Origin of the sequence: Bacteroides sp. A1C1, from assembly GCF_004328515.1 — a bacterium.
GTDB lineage: Bacteria > Bacteroidota > Bacteroidia > Bacteroidales > Bacteroidaceae > Bacteroides > Bacteroides uniformis.
In genome coordinates, this window is sequence record NZ_CP036491.1 from 3930332 (window position 1) to 3954861 (window position 24530).

The following is a 24530-nucleotide window of genomic DNA, read 5'->3' on the forward strand; positions in this document are numbered from 1 at the left end:
GGCGCGGATTACGCGGATTTCACGGAGTTTTTATTTTCCGTACAGTTCCGTGTAATCTGCGCCTAAGTATTCCATTAAAACATCTAATTACCATGGCAATCATTAAACCTTTCAAAGGAGTCCGTCCTCCCCAAGACTTAGTAGAACAAGTAGCTTCCCGCCCGTATGATGTACTCAATTCAGAGGAAGCCCGCATAGAAGCGGAAGGTAATGAAAAATCCCTATATCATATTATCAAGCCGGAAATAGATTTTCCCGTCGGTACGGATGAGCATGACGAACGTGTTTATCAGAAAGCTGCAGAGAACTTCCGTATGTTCCAGGAGAAAGGCTGGCTGGTGCAGGACGATAAAGAAAACTATTACGTCTATGCCCAGACCATGAATGGCAAGACACAGTACGGTCTTGTTGTCGGTGCCTATGTTCCCGATTATATGAACGGCGTTATCAAGAAGCACGAGTTGACTCGTCGTGATAAAGAGGAGGACCGTATGAAGCATGTCCGCGTGAACAATGCCAACATTGAGCCCGTATTCTTTGCCTATCCCGATAACGTTGCACTGGATGCCGTCATTTCCCGTTATACAGCGGGGAAACCGGTATACGACTTTATCGCTCCGGGTGACGGTTTCGGCCATACCTTCTGGATTATAGACAAGCAGGAGGACATTGATGCCATTACCCAAGAGTTTGCCCAAATGCCCGCCCTCTACATTGCCGATGGGCATCATCGCAGCGCCGCTGCCGCTTTGGTGGGTGCGGAGAAGGCCAAGCAAAACCCCAATCACCGTGGTGACGAAGAGTACAACTATTTCATGGCTGTGTGCTTCCCTGCCAACCAGTTGACTATTATTGACTATAACCGGGTGGTGAAGGACTTGAACGGCATGACTCCCGAAGAGTTTCTGGCTGCTGTGGGCAAGAATTTCATCGTGGAGGAGAAAGGTGAGGACATCTATAAGCCGTCCGAACTGCATAACTTCTCCCTCTATTTGAACGGAAAGTGGTACAGCCTTACTGCCAAACCGGGTACTTATAATGATAACGACCCCATTGGAGTACTGGATGTAACCATCTCCTCCAATCTGATACTGGATGAAGTGCTCGGCATCAAAGACCTCCGTTCCGACAAGCGTATTGACTTTGTAGGCGGCATCCGTGGTCTGGGAGAGTTGAAGAAGCGGGTGGACAGTGGTGAGATGAAAGTGGCATTGGCCCTCTATCCCGTTTCCATGAAGCAGCTGATGGACATCGCCGATACGGGCAACATCATGCCTCCCAAGACAACTTGGTTTGAGCCGAAGTTGCGTTCGGGACTGGTGATTCATAAACTGGACTAAATGAATTGATATAAACTGAAACGGGGATGTCTTCCACTAAAAGACATCCCCGTTTTTCGTTCAGAACTCTGGAAGCTTAGGAGTGTGATGTTTGAAATACAGTTTTCTCATCCACCGGTCAAACAGGATGAAAAGCGGAATGGTCAGAATCAGTAGGAGATAAAAGCAAGGAATCTGGATACTTTCTGACTGTGGGAGGGTGGTGGGCGTAAAGGCTTCCCGGATGCTGTCTCCGAAGTACAGAACCAATCCTGTCCCACTGACACCTATCAAGAAGATAGCAGCGGCAATAGTTGCAAGCAGAATTCTTCTTTCTGATTTCTTCTCGCGCAGACGTATGGCTTCTTCTACCTTCTGCATGGTGCGGTAGGTAAAATTGGACGGCAGGCGGAAAGTAGTCTGTTCTCTTACCGCCTTTTTCAATCCTCTATCTTTTAGTTCTTCGTTCATACTTTTTCTTGTTTCATCAACACATAAATCTTTTTACGTATACGGTGTAGCTTCACTTTTGCGTTGCTTTCCGTCAGTCCCAGGATGAGAGCGACCTCATTCAATGTTTTTTCTTCATAATAGAACAGGCTTATCAGTGCCTGTTCCTCGGAATCGAGTTGCTCCATGGCTCTGTTCAATTTGGCAATTTGCTCTTCCCCTTCATCATTTAAGGCTTCATCTACTTGTGTATCGGATATGTTGGCAAGCAGTGTATCATCCATGACAAAGGTATCAAATTTCTTTTTCCGTGCATTCGAGATGGCCGTATTATATGCAATCGAATAAATCCACGTCGAAAAAGAACTGGTGCCCTTGAAAGACGAGAGATGCTGGAAGGCTTTCAGGAAGACATCTTGGGTCAGTTCTTCGGCATCTTCCTGGTTGGAGACGATACGGGCCACCAGGATGAATACCTGCTGGCCGTATGTGTTGAGAAAATGCTCGTAAAGAGCAGTCTCTCCCCTCAAGATGCGCTGGATGATATGTCTCTCGTCGTCTTTCATTTTGTCTGTTAGACGCAAGTTTGTTTGGTTGGTTACAGATTTTCGGAAGAAAAAATATTTTTCCGGAAAAGTGTAACCTCATGTAAACTGCCGCGTCTAAAGGGTACAAAGAAACGAAATTACTAATTTAAATTGAAACGAATATGATGGATTTTATTATGGTGCCTGCGGTGATGACAATCATTACTTTAGGAGTTTACAAATTGTTTGAGCTGTTTGTTTGTAAGAAGGAAAGAATCATGCTGATTGAGAAGATGGACGAGCGGGGACTACTCCCTCAGATGGATACGCCTAAATTACGTGGAAGTAGCTTTTCGTTCTCTGCCCTGAAAATAGGATGTCTGTTGGCTGGTATGGGACTTGGGTTATTGCTGGGTTATCTTATCTGCTATGCGACGATTCCCAATTACTTTACTGCGGACAGAGACTGGATGTATAGGGAGACTGTTTCCCTTATTTATGGGGCTTGTGTGCTGGGTGTTGGTGGAATCGGACTGATAGTGGCTTTTATTACAGAACTAAAACTGAACAAGAAGTAAGGTTATTATGTAGAAAATGCCGACCTTTGCTGAAAAATTAAGAGTATGCAATGAAGGTATTGATTCTTAACGGTAGTCCTCGTCGTCATGGCAACATGTCGAAAATGTTGGAGCTGATGAAGCAGGAACTTGAAGGCTGCGGAGTTGGAACAGTTTATATAGACGTTCCACAGTTGCAGGTACATCCCTGCATCGGTTGCATGAAGTGTCGCAGTTCATTGAAGTGTTGTCTGCCCGAGGATGGGGCACAGAGAGTGTTGCAGTCTATGAAAGAAGCCGATGCAGTGATAATCGGTGCCCCTTGCTATTGGGGAAACATGCCGGGAGAAGTGAAAGTGCTTTTCGACCGTATGGTTTACGGTATGATGGGGGAGAACTCCTGGGGAATGCCCCTTCCGCTTCATAAGGGCAAGAAAGCGATTGTGGTAAGCACTTGTACTACCCCTTATCCTTTCAATATTCTCTATAATCAGACGCACGGTGTGGTGAAAGCTTTCAGGGAGATTCTGAAATGGAGTGGTTTCAAGATTGTGAAAACCATTGAGAGGGGAGGTACTAAGAAGCATCCTGAGCTGACGGAAAAGGATATGCGGAACTGCAAGAAAGCAGTGCACAAATTATTGTAAAGTATTGAAAAAGTCAATATGAGTAGAAAAGAAGAATATAAATTGCAAAACGAACAGTTTCTGGAGCAGTTGCGTACGGCAGAAGGAATCAAGGAATTGCCTTGCGGCATACTTTATCGGGTATTGGAGGAAGGCAGAGACGGTCCGACACCACGTCTCAACAGTGTAGTATCTGTGCATTATAAAGGCACGCTTATTAATGGGCGTGAGTTCGATAATTCGTGGAAACGGAATTGTCCGGAGGCTTTTCGTCTGAATGAAGTGATTGAGGGCTGGCAGATTGCCTTGCTACGAATGCATCCCGGAAGTCGTTGGACTGTATATATCCCTTACACCATGGGATACGGTACACGTACCAGTGGACCCATTCCGGCGTATTCCACACTGATATTTGAAGTGGAATTACTAAATATCTCGTGACACTGCTGAACAATTTGCTTTTTTATCTTGTTCTCATATAAGAATTTAGAAAAACTCAATAGGTATGAATATAGATAAGAAAGCAGGGCATATTGACCCGAAAGTAGCATTGTCCCAGGCAGAACATGAAAAGGGAACAGTACCCGGACAACAGATTGGCCTTTACGGTAATGCAGACAAGAGAGATGTTCGTCAGGTCGTAAAGATTCTGAATCCTGACAAAAACAGTATGGAGAGCAGAGGTTAACCCTCTGCTTTTTTTATTACATGCCTCTTTCTTCGTCGAGTCCAGATGATTTGTTGGAGGGTTTTGTATCTTTGTACCCGGAAATGAAACTCTTAAAAACAAAAGCAGGATGCTACGGAAAGGAGACCTCACTCAAGGAGGCATAACCGGTACTTTATTACATTTTACCCTACCCATGATGGTAGGGTCTTTTTTGCAGCAATGCTACAACATTGCAGATACGCTCATTGTAGGCCAATGCATTGGTGCAGGGGCGTTGGCGGCGGTCGGTTCGGCATACACATTGATGGTTTTCCTTATATCCGTTTTGCTGGGACTGGCGATGGGCAGTGGCACTGTGTTCTCTTTACATTATGGTGCCGGAAACCATGTAGCACTGCGTCGTAGCATATTCAGTTCGTTTGTACTGATAGGTATCGTGACATTGATACTGAATGTAGCCGTTTTTATCTGGCTCGACCCTATTCTCCGGCTGTTGCAGGTCCCGCAAGACATATACGGCATGATGCGCAGCTACTTGTGGATAATCTTCTGCGGTATAGTTTTCACCTTTATCTATAACTTCTACGCATCTCTGCTGCGTGCAATAGGGGATTCTGTCACTCCGCTTTGGTTTTTGGCAGTTTCTGTCGTTCTGAATATAGCGCTCGACTTGTTTTTTATCCTACAACTGGATTGGGGGATTCAGGGTGCGGCTGCGGCCACTGTCCTCGCTCAAGGAGTAGCTGCTCTGGGCATCATCATTTATACTTACAGAAGGCGTCCGGAACTGCGATGGCATCATGAAGATATGTGTTTTGACCGTACTTGCTTAAAGGAAATAGCTTCCTTCTCTACACTGACTTGCGTCCAACAGTCGGTGATGAATCTGGGAATCCTGATGATACAGGGACTTGTCAACAGCTTTGGAACAGCGGTAATGGCAGCTTTTGCGGCAGCTGTGAAGATTGACTCTTTCGCCTATATGCCCGTGCAGGAATTTGGGAATGCCTTTTCCACCTTTATTGCACAGAACTTCGGGGCCGGACGTTACGACCGTATCCACCGGGGTGTTCGCAGTGCATTTGTCACGGCTGTTGTTTTTTCGCTCCTTGTGTCCGTATTGGTTTTCATCTTTGCCAAACCGTTGATGCTTATCTTTGTCCGTCCGGACGAAACGGAGATTATTGCGGTGGGAGTGGCGTACCTACGCATCGAAGGTGCTTTCTACTGTGCTATCGGCATCTTGTTTTTGCTGTACGGATACTATCGGGCCATCCGTATGCCGGGCATGTCTGTTGTGCTGACCGTGCTGTCGCTGGGCACCCGTGTAGTTCTTTCTTACTGGCTTGCTTCGATACCTGAGATTGGGGTGACGGGTATCTGGTGGTCCATCCCCATCGGCTGGCTGATTGCCGACGTGGTCGGTATCTGGTGCTATCGGTATGTTAAAGGAGTTAGAGGGAGTTAAAAGAAAATCCGGCAAATTTGCTCCACTGTCCTTCGGATATTTTCTTGAGCAAATTTAGGCTGCATGGCCTGCTCCAAAGAGACGGGAGAGGGGGTAATGGAGAATACGCCCCGGAATCCGGCGGCATTCAGTATCCCGGCATCCTCTATCGCTCCTGCCAGCAGGATGACGGGAATATGTTGCCTTCTTGCTTCCTGCAAGATGCCCGAAGGCACTTTCCCCATAAGAGTCTGCCGGTCCGATTTCCCTTCTCCAGTGATGATGAGGTCGGCATCCTTAATCTTTTCTGCAAAATCCAGAGTTTCCAAAAAAAGCTCTATGCCGGGTTTCAACTGTGCATCCAAAAATGCGTGGAGACTGCCGCCCATGCCGCCTGCCGCACCGGCACCGGGATGCAAGGATACGTCTTTGCCAGTAGTGTGAAATATGACGTCTGAAAGATGCTGCATAGCAACATCCAGTTCCTTTACCATATCTGCGTCTGCTCCTTTTTGGGGAGCGAATATGTGGGCTGCTCCATTGGGACCGAAGAAAGGATTGCGTACATCACACGCCGCCGTGAAACATGTCTTTTTCAGTGCGGGATGGGCGGAAGAGCTGTCAATGGAGCTGATTGCCGATAGAAGGGCACCGCATAGGGCGATGCCTTTTTTCATGCTTCCCACTTCGTGTCCTTCTTTATCGAAGAAACGGAATCCCAATGCTTGCAGCATTCCCAGACCGGCATCGTTCGTGGCGCTCCCTCCAAGTCCGATGATGAAACGGAGGCATCCCCGTTCCAGGGCATCGCGTATCAGTTCGCCCGTTCCGAAGGTGGTGGTTTTCATCGGATTCCTTTTGTCGGCAGGAACCAGAGGCAGTCCGCTGATGGCGGCCATCTCTATGAATGCGGTATTGCCGTCTCCGGAGATGCCGTAACTGGCATCGCACGGTTGCATCAACGGGTCGTGGGCACGGACGGTGATACGTTTTCCGTTACTGGCTGCAAGCAGGACGTCGAGCATGCCTTCTCCACCGTCGGCCACGGGGAGCACGATGGTCCGGCATTCGGGACATGCGGCATGTACCCCTTGGGCGGCAGCTTCTCCGGCTTCTGCCGAGGTGAGACATCCTTTGAAGGAATCGATGGCAATCACTATCTTTTGAGGCTTCATTTTAAATAACTGGTAGTCTATTTTCTGGAGGATCGATCCAGCCTGCAGATACATGTTCTTAGGTTGCGGATATCTGTTTTAAGTGCGAAAATAAAGCTTATTTTCAATACTTACAATGTTTAGTTCAAATAGTTTGAAACTTTCTTCAGATGATTTGGAAGTCCTTTGTTAAATGTTAGAGAGGATAATTTGACGTTTTTGTCATGTCTATTTTCGTAGGAAAAAAAGTTAGATAAAATAAACTATCGATACTTATATTCTTTGGTGCGTAAAATTCTTAAAAAGAAGAGCGAGTAATAGTAGAAAATAATATAGTTTCACTGAAAAATATCTATTTTTGCGGTAGATATACTTTTATGAAGGTTTTCGATAGGTATATTTTCATATGAATTGTCTCAAAAGTGAGTAATATTAGTTTAATGGTCGATAGGTTTATAAAAATAATAATTTATGCTATATCATTATACATCATTAGCAACATTTGCGTTGATTTTGACAACAAAGTCTATTAAGTTTAATCGCTTGGATTTAGTAGATGATCCGGATGAGAGTTTGTTTGGCTATGGGGATAGCGACATGAAATTGAATTCATCTTCGTTTGTTTCGTGTTGGACAGAGGATAAAGTAGAGAATATTGCTCTATGGAAAATGTATACAGACTTGAAAGGAGTGAGAATCGGGCTTGACAAGGATATGTTTGTTGTATATAAAATTAATGATAAAACTTCTTTTCTTAAAGAAAGATTCTATCGTGATGGACATTTAGCAGTAAGTAGTGATATGAATAATACAGAACCTTGTAATGTAAAGTATGATTTAAAAGATGATAATGATGCTGTTAAATGTTATAAAGAATATGCTGTTTCTTGTAAGAACGGTGACATTTTGCTTCATACTAATGAAATAGGGATTCATAAAAAGAAGTATTGGGATTTTCAAAAAGAGGCACGTTTCATAATAAGGGGAATGTCTGTTAATGAAAAAGGAGCTATTATAGATAGACCTCTTGAAAGAGAATCTTTTTATATACCGTTAAAATGGGAAGCTATGAAAAAAATGCAAGTTGTTTTAGGACCTAAAGCAGGAGAAGGTGAAAGAGCTATAGTTGATGCTTTGCTCTATAAAATTTTTCAAGATGATCATGATATTGATGTAAAAAAGAGTGTTGTAAGGATTAGATAATGATAGAATTTTACCTAAGTTTGTAAATGACATTTGGCTAAAATAAAATTTGAATAACCAAGAGATAGAGGTTTTACAGAGAATTTTCAAAGAACGTCAGTCAACATCCAAAGTGTTTGTACATTCTAAAAGCATTTGGAAAAAGTGATGTTGACATATGTGTTATTGTGATGGCGAAAGTGTTCTAGTCTCTTACAAAAGGCTTTCATCAAAGGATTGTTTGGTTATAAGGAAGTAATGTCCACTTCTATGACAACTATATTGGAGGAAATTAAGTGTGGCTTGCAAGTTACTAAAGCTACTCTCAAAATTATTGCTGTAAGTACTGGTGAATCGGAATTGACATATGATATGCGTGAGCAAGAAAAATATGAGAATCTGTTGGCACATATTTATTGATATTTCACTCTTTTTTATCTTCTTGATGGAGTAGAGTTTTTTGTTCCAATGGATGAAGTCCGGCAGATTAAAAGTTGCGGAGAAGTTGTCAGAGCTACATGACGAACTACGTACATGTAATGATTTTAGTAGTCCAAGTGAACTTCGCAATTTGAATATTTTTATCACTTGTCTGTTCTTTTGCTTTTTTACCGAAGACATAGGCTTTTTTGTGCATGACTAATTCACTGGTGTAAGGACATAACAGCGTAAAAATCTCTTTTCTTATTTCTACCACTTTTGATTTTGCATTATCTTTGCAGCATGAGCGAAGATACGTATAAAACCATCGTTGCCCCTTCTGAGGGCATTTACACTGAAAAGCGCAGCAAGTTCATTGCTATTGCCCTGCCGGTGCGTACAGTAGAGGAGGTGAAGGCGCATCTGGAAACTTACCAGAAGAAATATTACGACGCCCGCCACGTGTGCTATGCCTACATGTTGGGCCATGAGCGGAAGGACTTCCGTGCCAACGACAACGGCGAACCATCGGGTACGGCAGGCAAGCCGATTCTGGGACAAATCAATTCCAACGAACTGACGGATATATTGATTATCGTAGTGCGTTATTTCGGAGGCATCAAATTGGGTACGAGCGGACTGATTGTAGCCTATAAAGCCGCCGCCGCCGAAGCCATTGCTGCCGCCACCGTTATTGAAAAGACCGTGGATGAGACGGTTACCTTCCTTTTCGAATATCCTTTCATGAACGATGTGATGCGGGTGGTGAAGGAGGAGGAGCCGGAAATTCTGGAACAGTCGTATGATATGGACTGCCGTATGACGCTCCGCATCCGTCAGTCCATGATGCCGAAGTTGCGGGCACGGTTGGAGAAAGTAGAAACATTGAGGTTTGAATAATACAACAAATGGGATAAGAGCCCCTTTTAATAGGGAAGTTGTTCGTTTCCTTTAACGGAACAAGTTGTTTTCCTATGAGGAACAGACTGTTTTCTTTGCGGAAACGGTACCACTTCTTATGAAAGGCTGACTCCCCCCCTTTAAACAAAAGAAAGTTTATGGCATTTAGTGCAACAAAAAGAGAACTGGGCGAGCTCTACACCTTCTTTCGCCTGCTGGCGGATGGAGCCGTGTCACCGGGCACACCGAAAGCTGAAAAAGACGAAACCCTGCGCTGGCCCGTTGCCTTGATACAGAGGGAAGAGCATGACGGTACGCGCCGTTACTATATCGAAGAGCAGGAAGTGCGCATTGTCAGCGGAACTACCGGGAAGGACGGTTCGTTTGTTCCGGGCGAGAAGGAGGAACTGCGTTTCCCCCGCGAAGACTTTGGTGATGCGGCAGAGTTGGTTCTGCATCTGTTGAAGAACGTTTCGGGCGAGGAAGTGGAAGTGACTGAAGGCTTGGAAGCTTTCCTGGATGCTGTCAATATCTTCGACCTGGAAGCAAAGACGGAGGACCGTACCGACTTCTCCGTTGCCTTCTGGCATCCCGAAGCACCTCTGACGGGCTTCAATGTCCGTTGTCGTCTCGCCCCGATGAATCCGTTGCTGGACGGAGGACGTACGGCAAATCTGAAGCTGGAGCAAAGCGGTGTCAAGTTTGCCGTGCCCACGGTGAACAAGGTGAATGCCCTGCCGGAATCTCCTACGGAAGTGGCAGAACGCATGATGATGATTGAGCGACTGGGTGGCGTGCTGAAGTATGCCGACGTTGCCGACCGCGTGTTCCGTTGCAACTTGCTGATGATAGACCTCCACTTCCCTCGCATGCTTGCCGAGATGGTGCGCTTGATGCACTTGGACGGTATCACCCGCATCAGCGAATTGACGGAGCGCATCAAGGAGATGAATCCGTTGAAGATAAAGGACGAGTTGATAAACAAGCACCGCTTCTACGAGTTCAAGATGAAGCAGTTCTTGCTGGCGCTTGCCCTCGGCATGCGTCCTGCCAAAATTTATAACGGTACGGACTCTGCCGTCGAAGGTATCTTCCTGACGGACGGCAACGGGCAGATACTCTGCTACCACAAATCCCGTCCGCAAGTCTTTGCAGACTTCCTTTATCAGAACACGCGTTTGGAGAAAGGTGCCGTAGAGAAAGATAAATACGGCTTCTTGGAGCGCGAGAACGGCGTCTGGTACTTCAAGCTGAATGTAAAGATTGGGCTGGTGAAACGGTGAAACAGCCCCACTGAACACGTACTGATGTGCATTATCAACTATCAATTCTCAAATAAATAAATGAACGAGACATTACAAACCATCAAGGCACGCCGCAGCGTCCGTGCCTATACGGAACAGCAAGTTTCCGCAGAAGATTTGAACCTTATCCTTGAGGCGGCTACCTATGCTCCCAGTGGTATGCATTTGGAGACGTGGCACTTTACCGCCATCCAGAATAAGGAGGTGCTGGAAGAGCTGAACGATAAAATCAAAGGTGTCTTTGCCAAGAATGACGACCTCCATACACGGGAGCGTGGACACAGCCAGACTTATTGTTGCTACTATCATGCCCCCACGTTGGTCATTGTCTCCAATGAGCCGGACAAGTGGTGGGCCGGTATGGATTGTGCCTGCGCCTTGGAGAACATTTTCCTTGCAGCCAAGTCCCTCGGCATCGGTTCCTGCTGGATTAACCAGTTGGGGCAGACCTGCGACGACCCCGATGTCCGCGCTTTCTTGACAAAGCTGGGTGTACCCGAGAGCCATAAGGTATATGGCTGCGCAGCCCTGGGATATGCTCCCGCCGATGCTCCGGTGAAGGAGAAAAAGGTGAAGGAAGGTACGGTGACCATCATCCGCTAAACAGAGATACCCGCAGGAGAGGTGGCGGTTAGGTAATTAATCATACATGAAGCAAAATAACGTATAATTCCGTCACTCTCCGTTGGGCTTCCTCTTCATAGAGGAAATGGGTTATCGCTGCATATTAATGATGCCGCTGTCCGTATCACTGTTGTTCAGCCCCTTGTTGCCTGCCTTGTGCTTGCGTCCGAACTCGAATGTATAGCCCATGCGCAGTACGACCATCTGTCCCGTCTCCCTGACGAATGTTTCGGAACGGAAAGGAGCCACTTCACTGATTCTTTCTTTTCCCACCTTATAGTTATTGGTGAAAGGAAACATAATACCGATTCCTGCTTGAAGGTTACGTCGGGTGTACATTGCCATGAATGCCGTCTGGTTTTCGTTCTTCTTGATGGTTTCGCCGAAGAAATTGTTCTGCACTTTCCGGAACTGCCCGAGCAGCGAGAAGTCTTTATATTGCACTTGCGCCATCACGCTGTAATAGAATTCATCGTACATATGGCTATAGTTCAGGCCTTCCGACCAACTGCGCGTATATCCTCCCGAAGCATAAAGCGTCAGGAAATCCTTCAGCCCGAACAGCGTAGCGCCGTTAATGCCGACCATCAGTTCCGCATTCAGGCTTTGGAACGACCGCTGGTTTTCATCTTTCAGTATCAGTTTGCCGTCCTCCACGAAGATGCTTTCCATGATGGGATTGTCATAATACTGGTGGCGCACACTCAGATTGGCGTTGAACTGTTTCTTCGAATAGCTGTAAGACAAGGAGTTCGTGAACTGTTGATACGTTTTCAGCAACGGGTTGCCGCGGACTATCTGTATCGTATCCATCGCCTGCTCCACATCCGTCAGCGAACCGAGTGACGGTATGGCAGGACTGATGTTGAATCGGTAGCGCAGGAATCCCGCCTTCTTCAGATTATAGCTCAACCGCACGGTGGGCGTGAAGGTATAGTAAGCATGGTCTTCCTCACTCTCCTTGAACCAGGCACGTGTCATGCCTACGCTGCCCGCATAGCTGAAGTCCTTTACCTTGCCTTGCACCTCGAAGAAAGCGGATGTCTGCGACTGGTCCATCTTCGAAGTGGTGGGATGGGAACCTTTATACTCATTCTCCGTCCGCATCTGATAGTGGCGGGCACCGCCGCTCAGCTTCACCTCCTTGAAGTTCTTTTCATAAATGGCTTCGCCGATGACGGAGCGTTTGTCGCCGTCCACTAATGTCTGGATGTCTGCCAGCGGTGCGTTCTCGTCCTTGTACTCCTTGTATTTCCGGTTGTTCTTGGTATGGATGAGCGTTCCCGTCACATTCATCTGGATGCTCTGCTGATGGGGCAGGGTATGCTGGAAGTAAAGGTCGAGTGCCGGAGAGTAGCTGGATGTGTGGTTGTTGACGTACGAATAGATGGACTCCGTGCTGCCCACTGCCCACATCTTGTTCAGTTCATTCTGGTAGGGGGCATTGCTGAGGTTGTTACGGAAGATGGCATTGAATACATATTTGTCCGCTTTCGTCAGATTGTACGTCAGATTCAGGTTGTTGATGAAGCTCAGAGAGGGCGACTCGTCTTCGATGCCTTCCTTGATGCGGTCGATGGTGCGGTCGCCCAGATAGAAGGTTTCGTGGGATTCGAGGCGGCTGTGATACTTGCCGTTCTTGTTGAAGTAGTCGATGCCCCATTCGGAGTTCTTGTAATTGAACTTCGCGCTCAGGAAATTCTCTCCCCATAGGGTGTGGGGCGAATCGGAGAGTTGGAAGTTCACAACACCGCCCGTTTCGCGGCGGCGCAGGATAATGTTGACTACGGCGCCCAGTTCATCGTCTCCGTACTGCTTGCCGGGGTCTTCGATGAACTCCACACGCAGTACGTCTTTGGCTCTGACGGCCGCTATCTCCTTGTCTGTCACTTTAATGCCGTTGATACGGGTTTGTACGGCCCCACCACCGCTGACGCTCATGCTGTTGCTCAGATTGTCCACTTGCAGACGGGCAATGCCGAGATTGTTCAGCAGGTCGTAGGCACCGAATGAGCGTTTGAGCTGGCTTTCGGAAGGCAGGATGATTTGCCGGTCTACCCGCTGCAGCACATTGCTAGCGGATACCGTCACTTCACCGAGGCTCACGGCATCTTCCTGCAACTGTACATCGCCCAGGTCGAGGCTTTTATTCAGTTTCAGCAGTATGTTTTCACTTTGGAGGCCGATGAAGGAGATGGAAAGGCGGTAATCGCCTGCCTTGATTTTATGGAGGGCGAACTTGCCTTGTGCATCCGAGGTTACTCCGGTCACCAAAGTAGAGTCTATGGTCCATAATGACACATTGGCGGCTATAACTGCTTCTTGCGAGGCGTCCGTGACGCGTCCTTTGTTGGAGAGGCTCTGTGCCTGCGTACGGAGTACGGAGAGGGCAAGCAATAGTAAAAAAAGTTTGGTTTTCATAATCGTTTGTATTAGTCTGTTACTGTTGGATAGGGATGTAAAAGTCACTCTTCCCGCTAAGGGAAGATGCTGAAGCTTGTATATCAGTTGTTTATACTTTCCTCGTCTGTCCGATGAAAGTTAGGAATGCATGAAGGAATAAATCTCGTACATCAGTGTCGAAACTTTGACAATCGTAAGTCCGAAGAGGAGTCCGAAGGTAATCCATAATGCAGTCTTTGCGTATCTCTTCATGAACCGTCTTTTTTAAGTTTGTTATATCGTTCTGTTATTTCTTCTATACTGATGCCGAGTAGCTCCATGCTGCGGAACATGTCGGCAAGCTGGTTGTCAAAAAACTCTTTCTTCTGTATTCGCATCACTTTCTTCACCGCATCTTTGGAGAGGTAGAACCCCATTCCCCGTTCCGGGTAGATGATGTCCTCCGTCTGGAGGTATTCATAGGCCTTCAGCACGGTGCGCGAGTTCACTGCCAGTTGTGTGGAGAGCTCCCTCACGGATACCACCCGCTCTTCCGCCCGCCATTCGCGGGTGAGAATCTTGCTGAAACAGAAGTCTACAATCTGCTGGTATATCGGCTTGTTGGTCTTGAAGTCCATAGGCTACAGTTGTTTTTCTTTGAGCAGGAAGTAGCTCGATACCCATGAACCGAGCAACACACTGATGGGAGCCGCATAATTGCAGAAAGTCACGATGGCTTGTGCACCGGCCGACAACGGATAGTTGGTGTGGGGCCATGTGGCAATGTTATCCATCCAGTATCCGTCCGCTCTGGCTTCGGGCATGAGGGAGGCCACAAAAGTTACAATTCCTATGCAGACGGCAATGGAGCCTACAAAGATGGTGAAACTTTTCAGCAGGACTTGCCGACTGAAGGCGAAGTAGCCGATGAAGGCGGAAGCATGCAGGATTACATAGGTCAGTATCTGGGTGTTGTGTATCCGGAACATCGTGATGTGCGTTGCAAAATACTGCAGGAACTCGCTGCCGCTTAAGGACAGCAGACCTTTGAGGCAGGCTATCAGCAGACTGCAGAATAGGGGAAGCAGCAGCAGGTATTTTATCCAGATATGCAGGAACTTCTCGAATGCCGATGTCGGCAGCAGTATATCGAGAGTGGAGCTGCGTTTGCTGAAATTTGTTTCCAGCAGGCAGGGGGCCATGAGGATAAACCATAGTATGTAGCGGGAGAATTCGGTGGCAGAGGTATGTTTGCCGTAGTAACTTCCACCGCGGTTTATGTTGTAGAGAATGCACAGGATGCAGATGAACGATACGACGGCTGCTGACCAAAGTAGGTGTCTGCCGGTCTCATTCCTTTTATATTGTTCCAGTAGCAGGAAGCGTTTCAGATTAAAAGTTGCGTTCATAGTTCTGTTTGTATGATGGATTTTCATTGAAACATGCTCTTTATCTTTTCCGGTTGTTGCAGCACCGCTTTATACAGCAGCTCGATGTCCGGTGTGTTCTCCTCTCCGTCCTCGTTGGGAATGATGGAGAAATAACCCGATAGATTCTCTTCGCTGTAAATTCTTTCTTCCGGCAGAATGTCTGTCCGGGCAAAGAGAAGCCGGTTACTGATTTCGTCCAGCGAACGGTTCAGTAATATTTCGCCTTTGCCAAGGATGATGAGGTGGTCCAGCAGGTTCTCGAAGTCGTGTGCCTGATGGGTGGAGATGAGTAGCGTGCTTTCATCGTCCATGCTGCGGCTGATGATACGCTTCAAGGCTTGGCGAGAGGTGATGTCCAGCCCGTTTGTCGGTTCGTCGAGTAGGGTGTATGGAGTATGCAGGGCAAAGGCGTATGCCAGCATTGCCTTCTTCTGTTGTCCGTAGGAGATGGAAGAGAGTTTTTGTTTCCGGTCGATTTTCAATTCTTCCAGGTTCAGCTCGAATTCTTCTTGATTGAAATGTGGATAGAATACGGAATGGCGTGCAGCGAAGCTGACGATACTCTCGGTTGGCATCTGCATCTCTTCGGGCAGGAAGAAGTAACGGTTTAGCGCCCCGGACTGTCTCTCCGCCGTGTTTCTTCCGTCTATACTGCACTTTCCGTTTTTGGGGAAGAGTAGTCCGCAGATGAGATGCATCAGCGTTGTTTTGCCTGCGCCGTTTTCCCCCAGAAGTCCATATATACCATTTCCTATTTTCAAAGATATATTGTTGAAAATAAAAGGATTGGACTTGTAACCGTAGCTCGTATTCTCTATCGTTATCATAGTTTTATTAGTGTTGTACTGATGTACAACACTGCAAACGTAGGGTAAGTTATGGAGAAAAGCAAGGGGGAGAGATACTTATTAACTTCTTTTAGCGGTTGTGCGCTTGCCGTTTGCTTACAGCATCTTCACCAGTATGTCCCATACAGCCACCATGTGGCAGGCTGAACCGCCCAATACAAAGAAATGGAAAACCGAATGCATGTACCGTGCTTTGCGCAAGGAGTAGAAGGCGGCTCCCGTGATGTAGCATACCCCCTCGGCAATAATCCAGTAGCAGGCTGTGGGGGAGAGGGCGAAAAGCTGCTTGAATACTACCAGTACGGACAGCCCCATCAGGATGTAGCATACTGTTTCCACGTAACTGTGCTCCTCCATCTTGCGGAAGCTGACAACAGTGCCGATGATGGCGCATAGCCAGACGAAGCCGAAAAGTCCCCAGCCCCAACCGCCGTCCTCTCTCAATGCAATGAGTGTGATGGGGGAATAACTGCCTGCAATGTGCCAATAGATGGCTGCATGGTCCCAATGCCGCAAGCGTCGTTTCCACGGATTATGATGTTTCAGGGAGTGGTAGAGTGTGGAGGCAAGATAGGAGCCGCCCATACCGAACAGATAGAGCCATACACCGAATGCTGCCCAAAGATTCTGTGCTTGGTAGCATTTTATCAGGAATAGTGTACTTACAATTACTCCCATGGCAATGCCGATGCCATGGGAGATGGAATTGATGGTTTCTTCTTTTTTACTATAAAATAGTCCGTTACGCTTTCTTTTCATCAGTCGAAGCATCCATAGCATGTGGGCAACAGTTTACGGTCTCCCAACGTGTTGTCTACACGTGCCACGTTCACCCAGAACTTGTTTTCGCGCACGCTTTCTATCGGGTAGGCTGCCTTTTGGCGGGTATAGCTGTGCTCCCACGTGTCGGCTACCACTTCGTATTCGGGATGTGGGGCATTCACCAGCACGTTGTCCGTCTTGTCGGCTTCGCCGTTCTTTACCTCTTGAATCTCGTCCCAAATGGTCAGCATCACGTGGACAAAGTTGTCCAGTTCGGCAAGGCTTTCGCTTTCCGTCGGTTCAATCATCAGTGTGCCGTGTACCGGGAAGGAGAGGGTGGGGGCATGATAGCCGTAGTCCATCAGACGTTTGGCGATGTCGTTTTCACTGATGCCCGTCTCTTCGTGCACCTTGCGGCATTCCAATATCATTTCGTGTCCTACGAAGCCGGTAGCACCGCGATAAACAATGCCGTACGTATCCTTGAGGCTGGCTGCCAGGTAGTTGGCGCTGAGGATAGCTATCTTCGTGGCACGCGTCAGTCCTTCCGTTCCCATCATGCGGATGTAGCCGTAAGTGATGGGCAGGATACCTGCGCTGCCGAAGGGAGCTCCGGACACCTGGTTGGCTGCATTGCCGAACAATTTGTGTCCCGGAAGGAACGGAACCAGATGCTCTGCCACGCAGATGGGGCCTACGCCCGGTCCGCCGCCGCCGTGAGGAGAGGCGAACGTTTTGTGCAGATTCAAGTGGCAGACGTCCGCACCGATAAAGCCGGGATTCGTCAAGCCTACTTGGGCATTCATATTGGCGCCGTCCATATATACCTGCGCACCGCAGGCATGTATGATGTGGCAGATTTCCACAATTTCCGTTTCAAAGATACCGTGTGTGGAAGGGTAGGTAATCATCAGGGCGGCGAGGTCATCCTTGTTTTCTTCCGCTTTGGCACGCAAGTCGGCCATATCCACATTGCCTTGTGCGTCGCAGGCGCAGGTCACAGTGGTAAAGCCTGCCTGGATGGCAGAAGCCGGGTTGGTGCCGTGTGCGGATGCCGGTATCAGCACCTTATTGCGGTGTCCTTGCCCGATGCTTTCCAGATAGGCGCGGATGACGCGGAGTCCGGCATATTCGCCTGCCGCACCGGAGTTGGGTTGCAGGCTGACGCCGGCAAAGCCGGTAATTATCTTCAGTTCTTCACTGAGGTTGCTTATCAGTTCGCGGTAACCTTCGGCCTGGTCTTCGGGCACCAGGGGATGCATGTTCATGAATTCCGGGCGGCTGAGCGGAAGCATCTCTGCGGCAGCGTTCAGCTTCATGGTGCACGAGCCGAGGGAAATCATGGAGTGTGCCAGTGAGATGTCCTTGCGGTCGAGACGCTTGATATAGCGCATCATCTCCGTTTCCGTATGGTATTTGTTGAATACTTCGTGTGTCAGATAGGCGCTTTGGCGTTTCATCTCCGCGCTGATGCTGCTTGCCATGGGTACGTCGCTTGCCTTTTCCCAATCCCTTCCGGCGGCAATGGCAAAGATGGAGAGCAGTACGTTGACGGCAGTGATGTCCGTAGTCTCATCGATGCTCATACCTACGTCCCCATTCTTGAAATAACGCAGGTTCACTTCCTTGCTCAAGGCGATGGTACGTATCTGCTGTGCCGAAATGGTGTCGGGCAGTGCAAAGCGGAGCGTGTCGAAATATTGTGCATTGACCTGCTTGTACCCCAGTCTGTTGATACTTTCTTCCAGAAATACGGCAATGCTGTGGATGCGTTCTGCAATGGTGCGGATGCCTTCCGGACCATGATATACGGCATAGAAGCCTGCCATTGTAGCCAGCAGTGCCTGCGCGGTACAGATGTTGGAAGTCGCCTTTTCACGCTTGATGTGTTGCTCGCGGGTTTGCAGCGCCATGCGGTAGCACAACTTGCCGTATTTGTCTTTCGACCAGCCGATGATGCGTCCCGGCATATTGCGCTTGTACTCGTCGCGGGTGGCAAAGTAGGCTGCCGACGGCCCGCCGTAGAACATCGGTGTACCGAGCCGTTGTGTGGTTCCGAAGACGATGTCAGCTCCCCATTCTCCCGGAGGGGTGAGCAGGGCGAGGCTCAGAATGTCGGCGGCAACGGCCACTTTGCAGTTGGCTGCATGGGCTTTTTCCACGAAGGCGCGATAATCTTCCACGTTGCCGGCGGCGTTGGGATATTGCAGTACGCAGGCGAAGATGTCCGGCGTGAATTCCATTTCATGGTATTTTCCTATACGCAGCTCGATACCTTGCGGAATGGCGCGGGTAGTCATTACTGCCAGTGTCTGCGGGAAGACGGCTTCGTCTACAAATACCACGTTGGCGCCCGATTTCTGCATGTCGCGCGGACGCAGGGCATACATCATCGTCACGGCTTCGGCTGCGGCAGTCGCTTCGTCCAGCAGGGAGCAGTTGGCAAGGGGCATGCCGGTGAGGTCGCATACGGCAGTCTGGAAGTTCATCAGGGCTTCCAGGCGTCCTTGTGAGACTTCGGTCTGATAGGGGGTATAGGAAGTGTACCAAACGGGGTTCTCGAATACGTTCCGTTGGATAACGGCAGGAGTGATGGTGTTGTACCATCCCATACCGATATAGGTTGTATAAAGTTTGTTTTTGGCAGCCAACCCTGCAATATGTTGTCCGAACTCGTACTCTGTCATTGTCTTGGGCAGAGCCAGCGGTTCTTTCAAGCGGATGTTGGCAGGAATGGTTTTATCAATCAGCTCGTCCAGGCTTTTCACTCCTATTTTTTGGAGCATCTTCTCCTCGTCTTTTTCGCTGATGCCGATGTGGCGGTAGGCCAATAGGTCGTTTTTCATGGCTGTAATGATTTAAAAGTTTGCTGTATATTTACCGGAAGAACGGATTCTCCGCTTTCTCTATTCCTATGGTAGTCGGCGCTCCGTGTCCGGGATAGACAATCGTGTCGTTGGGCAGGATGAACAGACGGCTGCAAATATGTTCTATCAGTTCGTCGAAGTTGCCACCGGTGAGGTCGGCACGGCCGATGCTGCCTTGAAACAACACATCCCCCGAGAACATGCAGTGGTCTGCCGCGCAATAATACACCAGACTGCCCGGCGAGTGTCCCGGTACATGGATGGCTTCCAGTTTCGTATTGCCGAAGGTGATGATGTCTCCGTCGTGCAGATAAGTGCCCAGGGGCACGGGGGCTTCCTGCAGCTGGAAGCCGAACATGCGGCTTTGTTTCGGCGCTTCGTCAATCCAGAACTCATCGGCCTGGTTGGCTTCGGCCTTCAGACCGAACTCTTTCAGCATGAAAGGATTGCCGAAGATATGGTCCAGATGCAGATGGGTATTCAGCAGATGTTTCACATTCAGCCCATTCTTGGTAATGAAGTTTTTCAAGGCCTGCTTTTCTTCCTCATAAAAGCAGCCCGGGTCAATGACGACCGCTTCATTGGTTTCGTCCCAAAGCACATAACAGTTCTCCGGGAACATATTAAATTCGAATCTCTTTATTTTCATATTATGTATTTAGATTTCTAAACCTCAACTATCTCTCAACACCCTACGTACACTACTTTTTTTGTCTCGAAGAACTCCTCTTCAAAGAACTCCTTCAGGTCCCACAACGTGGTCTTGTTCTTGACGGGCATGGTTTCGTTCCCCAATTCGCCCCCCTTGAGGCAAATCAGTCCGTTGGGCAATGCGTTCTGCTGTTTTGGGGAGATGTTCTTACGGATAATCTTCAGCAGGTCTGTCAGCGGCATCACGGCACGGCTCACCACAAAGTCGAACTTCCCTTTTTCCTCTTCTGCACGGGCATGACGGAAGGTGGCGTTTTTCAGCCCGATGCTGTTGGCTATTTCGGAGGCTACGCGTACTTTCTTTCCGATGCTGTCCACCAGATGGAACTGCACTTCGGGGAAAAGGATGGCAAGCGGGATTCCCGGAAAGCCTCCTCCCGTGCCGAGGTCCATAATCTGTGTCCCCGGTCTGAAGCGGATTACCTTGGCTATGCCCAGAGAATGCAGCACATGGTGTTCGTACAAGTTCTCTATATCTTTGCGTGAAATGACATTAATCTTAGAATTCCAGTCCATGTAGAGGTCGTAGAGGGCGGCAAACTGCCGTTTCTGTTCTTCCGTCAGGTCCGGGAAATATTTGAGTATTAAATCCATTGTGAATTTTATGTTGATAGACAATTGATTACGGTTCCTATTGGTCGCCTGCTTTTATCGTATTGCTCAAGGTGACGAATTCGCTGTTCATCAGATGGGTTATGTCCTCATAAGACAACGTGATTTTGGTTGCTCCCATTACGTATGGGGCAATTTCATATACATTATAATAGAAGGTGATTCCCGTTGGGTCCAGATAGAAATTCTCGATAGGCTCCAGGTCACCGGTGGTGGCGTAGCCCATGTCCTCCAGCTCTTGGCGGGTGCTGACGTTGTTGTCTGCCATCAGCTGTTTCCAAAGCAAGTCGGTCAGCGCTTCCTTATAGTCGCCTTCAAAGAGGTCGCCTAGGTGGATGGGGCTTAGGGTCTTTAGGTCGAGGTTGAGGAAGGTGGACATATAGATGCCGTGTGCGCCGCCGGTATATTCGTTGTAATCTATACGGTAGGTCAGTATTAAGGTATTGCACAACTGCACATGGCTTTCGATTCCTTTATAATAGGAATACCAGGCTCCTATGCTCTGCTCGTCCTGTTTGTCCTCCTCGTCTTTCTTGTACATCGGCTCCAGGTCATTGCGGTAGTCGCCGACATATTTCTCCGTATATTTCTTGACAGCTTCTTCGGGTGTCATCGCCATGTACTTGTCGCCGAAGCAGGCAGATAGGAAGAAGGTGTTCAGACTGTCTTTCAGCCTTACGTCGGATGACTGGCTGGCGTAGGCAACGTTGAGGATGAGGTTGCAGGCCGGCTTGGCTGTGTCTCCGAAGAGATGTACGGTTTCGTTTACTTGTATACTGTCGAACTCCAACGCGTATGCGTTTTTGTTCACGGTGTTACCGCAGGAAAAGAAAAAGCCGCTTGCCGCAAGCAGAAGGACAAGTAGGCTGACAGTTTGCTTTTTCATATTGAGTTTCGTTTATAAATCAACATATCAATCAAAAAACTTTATCGACAAATATAGAACTTATTAACGAACTGCAGGCATAAAAAAGGAAAAATTAATTCCGGCAAACGGTTAAAACTTTCTATCTTTGCAGCGCTTATGAAGGAACTCCGTTACATACTGGCTGTACTCTTTTCCTCTCTTATCATTATAAGCGGAGTGGGGATTTCTGTAGTTCAGTATTGCTGTGCCGGATGCGAGACGACACAAAGTTGTTGCACCTCCGGCTGTTCCAAATGCCATCATGCACATCGTGGTTCACAAAAAACGTGCAAGGATACCGGTTGTACAGCCGTCTACTACAAGGTGGATTTCGTGAAACATGCACACGAGTCTGCTTCGTTCGTGCCATCCCTTACACTGTTTTGTGAGCAACTGCCGTTGTTTGATTACTCCTTGCCGCAAGTGGCCTGTACTCCGGAAGTGCATTTCGGGGCACCGCCATATGTCGTCGGCTCGCGTCATTATCTGGCGCTCTATTCCACGTTTCTCATTTAGTGTTGTTTTATACGGGGCAATGACATGAATTGTCCGGAGGGAATTGTTTGTTTTTTAATCACTTCTTTAAGTATAAAACAGAAATGAAATATAGTTTGATAGCCATCCTTCTGTTCTCTTTCATCCCCTTGCAGGCGCAGGTAAAGGGAATGGTAAAGGATAATTTGGGCGACCCGATTGCGGGTGCCAACCTCTTCTGGCAGGGAACCACTCAAGGAACCACCACTTCGGCAGACGGTACCTTCTCCTTGTCCAAACCCAATGACAAGCATATGCTTGTAGTCAGCTTTATCGGTTTTGAGAATGATACGATACACGTCAGTAACCGCAATGAGACGCTCGACATTGTCTTGCGCGAAGGGGTGGAACTGAGCGAGGTGAATGTGGTCAGCCGTAAGTTGGGCACCATGAAGTTGCGCAACAGTGTGATGAACGAAGATATGATAAGCAGCGCCGAGCTGAGCCGTGCCGCCTGCTGTAACCTGGGAGAAAGTTTTGTGACCAATCCTTCGGTGGACGTCACTTACTCTGACGCCGCCACCGGTGCCAAGCAAATCAAGCTTCTGGGCTTGTCCGGTACGTATGTGCAGATGATGACGGAGAATGTCCCCAACTACCGCGGCTCTGCTGCCCCCTACGGCTTGGGCTATGTCCCTGGGCCGTGGATGCAGAGCATTCAGGTGAGCAAGGGCAGTTCGTCCGTGAAGAACGGCTATGAGGCCATCACGGGACAAATCAATGTGGAATTCAAGAAACCCCAGTTGCCCGAAGCGGACTGGTTTTCGGCCAACCTTTTTGCCAGCAGCACCAACCGTTATGAAGCCAATGCCGATGCCACGGTGAAACTCTCCAAACGCTGGAGCACCTCTTTGCTGGCACATTACGAGAATGAGACCAAAGCTCACGACAGCAACGACGACGGCTTTGCCGACATCCCCCGCGTGGAGCAGTACAACCTCTGGAACCGCTGGGCATACATGGGCGACCGCTACGTTTTCCAAGCAGGCATCAAAGTGCTTACGGAAGACCGCAACAGCGGACAAGTCGGTCATGGCAAAATGCCTCTGACAGACCCTTATAAGATAAGTATAGGCACCGACCGCTACGAAGCTTTCACCAAGAACGCCTATATATTCAACAAGGAGAAGAACACTAACCTGGCATTGATCCTCTCTGGCTCCCTGCATAAGCAGGATGCCTTGTACGGACGGAAAATCTACGACGTAGACCAGCACAATGCTTATGCCTCCTTGTTGTTCGAGACGGAACTGACCAAGCGTCAAAGCCTTTCTGCCGGACTGAGCTTCAACTATGACTCCTATGACCAGCGCTACCGCCTGGACAATGACGCCGCACAGCCTTTGACGAAGAAATTCACCAAAGAAGCCGTCCCCGGCGCCTACGTGCAGTACACCTACAACTGGGACGATAAACTGGTGCTGATGGGTGGCATCCGCGGCGACCATAGCAACGAGTACGGCTATTTCGTCACCCCGCGTTTCCATGTGAAGTACAATCCCAACGAGTATGTACATTTCCGTCTTTCGGCAGGAAAAGGATACCGCACGAACCATGTGCTGGCCGAGAATAACTACCTGCTGGCAAGTAGCCGCCGGATAGACATCGCCAAACGTCTTGACCAGGATGAGGCCTGGAACTATGGCGCAAGCACTTCCGCCTATATTCCCTTGTTCGGCAAAACCTTGAACCTGAATGCGGAATACTATTACACGGATTTCAGCAAGCAGGTGGTGGTAGACATGGATACGGACCCGCATGCCGTTCTGTTTTACAACCTTCACGGCCGTTCCTATTCGCAGGTAGTGCAGGTGGAGGCAAGCTATCCGTTCTTCCCGGGTTTCACCTTTACCGCGGCTTACCGTTGGACGGATGCCAAGACGAATTACAACGGAGAACTGATGGAGAAACCCCTTACCAGCAAATATAAAGGTTTGCTGACGGCTTCTTATCAGACACCTTTGGGATTGTGGCAGTTTGATGTAACTTTGCAACTGAACGGTGGCGGGCGCATGCCGGCTCCATACGAACTGACAGACGGCAATTGGTCGTGGGAAAGGCGCTATGGCGGCTTCGAGCAGTTGAGCGCACAGGTGACGCGCTATTTCCGTCGCTGGTCTATATACATCGGTGGCGAGAATCTGACAAACTTCAAACAGAAGAATCCTATCATCGATGCCTCCGATCCCTGGGGAAGCAACTTTGATGCTACGATGGTGTGGGGACCGATGCATGGAGCAAAAGCCTATGTAGGTGTCCGTTTTAACTTGCCGAGAATATAATATTATTTATTAAAT

At 48.5% G+C, this 24530-nt stretch carries 24 protein-coding genes; 12 read left to right on the top strand and 12 right to left on the bottom strand.

Annotated elements, in window-relative coordinates:
- Window positions 1–92: 92 nt before the first annotated feature.
- Window positions 93–1340 (top strand): DUF1015 domain-containing protein, encoded by a 1248-nt coding sequence (locus tag EYA81_RS16260; RefSeq protein ID WP_117951883.1) that lies wholly within the window; start codon window positions 93–95, stop codon window positions 1338–1340.
- 60 nt (window positions 1341–1400) lie between these two features.
- Here the strand turns inward: EYA81_RS16260 and EYA81_RS16265 are convergent, their stop codons facing one another.
- Together EYA81_RS16265 and EYA81_RS16270 are read right to left on the bottom strand one after the other, a co-directional pair.
- Complete coding sequence (locus EYA81_RS16265; RefSeq protein WP_016273509.1) at window positions 1401–1790, bottom strand: hypothetical protein; 390 nt, start codon at window positions 1788–1790, stop codon at window positions 1401–1403.
- Entirely contained in the window at window positions 1787–2335 is a 549-nt protein-coding gene (locus tag EYA81_RS16270) for an RNA polymerase sigma factor (protein ID WP_057097949.1), read from the bottom strand. The genes EYA81_RS16265 and EYA81_RS16270 overlap by 4 nt, the downstream gene beginning before the upstream one ends.
- 143 nt (window positions 2336–2478) lie before the next feature.
- Here EYA81_RS16270 and EYA81_RS16275 point away from each other — a divergent pair, with 143 nt between their 5' ends.
- The 5 genes from EYA81_RS16275 (at window position 2479) to EYA81_RS16295 (ending at window position 5617) form a co-directional block, all read left to right on the top strand.
- Window positions 2479–2874, top strand: a complete 396-nt coding sequence (locus EYA81_RS16275) for a DUF6249 domain-containing protein (RefSeq protein WP_016273511.1) — start codon at window positions 2479–2481, stop codon at window positions 2872–2874.
- Window positions 2875–2924: 50 nt separating this feature from the next.
- Complete coding sequence (locus EYA81_RS16280; RefSeq protein ID WP_005828115.1) at window positions 2925–3500, top strand: flavodoxin family protein; 576 nt, start codon at window positions 2925–2927, stop codon at window positions 3498–3500.
- Between the two features lie 18 nt (window positions 3501–3518).
- Window positions 3519–3920, top strand: a complete 402-nt coding sequence (locus EYA81_RS16285; RefSeq protein WP_117951886.1) for an FKBP-type peptidyl-prolyl cis-trans isomerase — start codon at window positions 3519–3521, stop codon at window positions 3918–3920.
- 64 nt (window positions 3921–3984) lie between these two features.
- Window positions 3985–4167 carry a hypothetical protein gene (locus tag EYA81_RS16290; RefSeq protein WP_005828120.1) on the top strand — a complete coding sequence of 61 codons (183 nt, stop codon included), beginning with the start codon at window positions 3985–3987 and terminating at the stop codon, window positions 4165–4167.
- A gap of 109 nt (window positions 4168–4276) precedes the next feature.
- Complete coding sequence (locus EYA81_RS16295) at window positions 4277–5617, top strand: MATE family efflux transporter (RefSeq protein ID WP_131226079.1); 1341 nt, start codon at window positions 4277–4279, stop codon at window positions 5615–5617.
- On the opposite strand, the gene EYA81_RS16300 is transcribed toward EYA81_RS16295, so the two are convergent.
- Window positions 5614–6771 (bottom strand): glycerate kinase, encoded by a 1158-nt coding sequence (locus EYA81_RS16300; protein WP_117951949.1) that lies wholly within the window; start codon window positions 6769–6771, stop codon window positions 5614–5616. The genes EYA81_RS16295 and EYA81_RS16300 overlap by 4 nt on opposite strands.
- A 450-nt stretch (window positions 6772–7221) precedes the next feature.
- Here EYA81_RS16300 and EYA81_RS16305 point away from each other — a divergent pair, with 450 nt between their 5' ends.
- The 4 genes from EYA81_RS16305 to EYA81_RS16320 all read left to right on the top strand — a co-directional run bounded on the left by EYA81_RS16305 (window position 7222) and on the right by EYA81_RS16320 (window position 11159).
- On the top strand, window positions 7222–7953 hold the full coding sequence (locus EYA81_RS16305) for a hypothetical protein (protein ID WP_074668557.1): 732 nt from the start codon (window positions 7222–7224) through the stop codon (window positions 7951–7953).
- 702 nt (window positions 7954–8655) lie between these two features.
- On the top strand, window positions 8656–9252 hold the full coding sequence (locus EYA81_RS16310) for a YigZ family protein (protein ID WP_005837654.1): 597 nt from the start codon (window positions 8656–8658) through the stop codon (window positions 9250–9252).
- Window positions 9253–9410: 158 nt separating this feature from the next.
- Complete coding sequence (locus tag EYA81_RS16315; RefSeq protein WP_117951890.1) at window positions 9411–10535, top strand: HpaII family restriction endonuclease; 1125 nt, start codon at window positions 9411–9413, stop codon at window positions 10533–10535.
- A gap of 60 nt (window positions 10536–10595) precedes the next feature.
- Window positions 10596–11159: a nitroreductase gene (locus EYA81_RS16320; protein WP_117951893.1), complete on the top strand. Its 564-nt coding sequence runs from the start codon at window positions 10596–10598 to the stop codon at window positions 11157–11159.
- 111 nt (window positions 11160–11270) lie between these two features.
- Here EYA81_RS16320 and EYA81_RS16325 read toward each other — a convergent pair whose 3' ends face one another.
- The 9 genes from EYA81_RS16325 to EYA81_RS16365 all read right to left on the bottom strand — a co-directional run bounded on the left by EYA81_RS16325 (window position 11271) and on the right by EYA81_RS16365 (window position 21678).
- Window positions 11271–13601 carry a TonB-dependent receptor gene (locus EYA81_RS16325; RefSeq protein ID WP_131226081.1) on the bottom strand — a complete coding sequence of 777 codons (2331 nt, stop codon included), beginning with the start codon at window positions 13599–13601 and terminating at the stop codon, window positions 11271–11273.
- Between the two features lie 230 nt (window positions 13602–13831).
- Window positions 13832–14200 (bottom strand): GntR family transcriptional regulator, encoded by a 369-nt coding sequence (locus tag EYA81_RS16330; protein WP_009036896.1) that lies wholly within the window; start codon window positions 14198–14200, stop codon window positions 13832–13834.
- A 3-nt stretch (window positions 14201–14203) separates the two neighbouring features.
- The gene (locus EYA81_RS16335) at window positions 14204–14998 is read right to left on the bottom strand and encodes a hypothetical protein (RefSeq protein ID WP_131226083.1); all 795 of its coding nucleotides are present in this window, start codon (window positions 14996–14998) and stop codon (window positions 14204–14206) included.
- Window positions 14995–15819: an ABC transporter ATP-binding protein gene (locus EYA81_RS16340; protein WP_117951901.1), complete on the bottom strand. Its 825-nt coding sequence runs from the start codon at window positions 15817–15819 to the stop codon at window positions 14995–14997. The genes EYA81_RS16335 and EYA81_RS16340 overlap by 4 nt, the downstream gene beginning before the upstream one ends.
- Window positions 15820–15936: 117 nt before the next feature.
- Complete coding sequence (locus EYA81_RS16345; protein ID WP_117600575.1) at window positions 15937–16620, bottom strand: hemolysin III family protein; 684 nt, start codon at window positions 16618–16620, stop codon at window positions 15937–15939.
- Window positions 16599–19448 carry an aminomethyl-transferring glycine dehydrogenase gene (gcvP, locus tag EYA81_RS16350; protein ID WP_117951904.1) on the bottom strand — a complete coding sequence of 950 codons (2850 nt, stop codon included), beginning with the start codon at window positions 19446–19448 and terminating at the stop codon, window positions 16599–16601. Before gcvP ends, EYA81_RS16345 begins: the two co-directional genes overlap by 22 nt.
- 31 nt (window positions 19449–19479) lie before the next feature.
- Window positions 19480–20118 (bottom strand): MBL fold metallo-hydrolase, encoded by a 639-nt coding sequence (locus EYA81_RS16355; RefSeq protein WP_117600573.1) that lies wholly within the window; start codon window positions 20116–20118, stop codon window positions 19480–19482.
- Window positions 20119–20153: 35 nt separating this feature from the next.
- On the bottom strand, window positions 20154–20774 hold the full coding sequence (rsmG, locus tag EYA81_RS16360) for a 16S rRNA (guanine(527)-N(7))-methyltransferase RsmG (RefSeq protein WP_117600572.1): 621 nt from the start codon (window positions 20772–20774) through the stop codon (window positions 20154–20156).
- A gap of 37 nt (window positions 20775–20811) precedes the next feature.
- Window positions 20812–21678, bottom strand: a complete 867-nt coding sequence (locus tag EYA81_RS16365) for a DUF3298 and DUF4163 domain-containing protein (RefSeq protein WP_117600571.1) — start codon at window positions 21676–21678, stop codon at window positions 20812–20814.
- Between the two features lie 138 nt (window positions 21679–21816).
- Between EYA81_RS16365 and EYA81_RS16370 the strand changes: the two genes are divergently transcribed.
- Together EYA81_RS16370 and EYA81_RS16375 are read left to right on the top strand one after the other, a co-directional pair.
- Window positions 21817–22215, top strand: coding sequence for a hypothetical protein (locus EYA81_RS16370; RefSeq protein WP_117951907.1), 399 nt, complete (start codon window positions 21817–21819; stop codon window positions 22213–22215).
- An 83-nt stretch (window positions 22216–22298) separates the two neighbouring features.
- Window positions 22299–24515, top strand: a complete 2217-nt coding sequence (locus EYA81_RS16375; protein ID WP_117951910.1) for a TonB-dependent receptor domain-containing protein — start codon at window positions 22299–22301, stop codon at window positions 24513–24515.
- Window positions 24516–24530 lie beyond the last annotated feature (15 nt).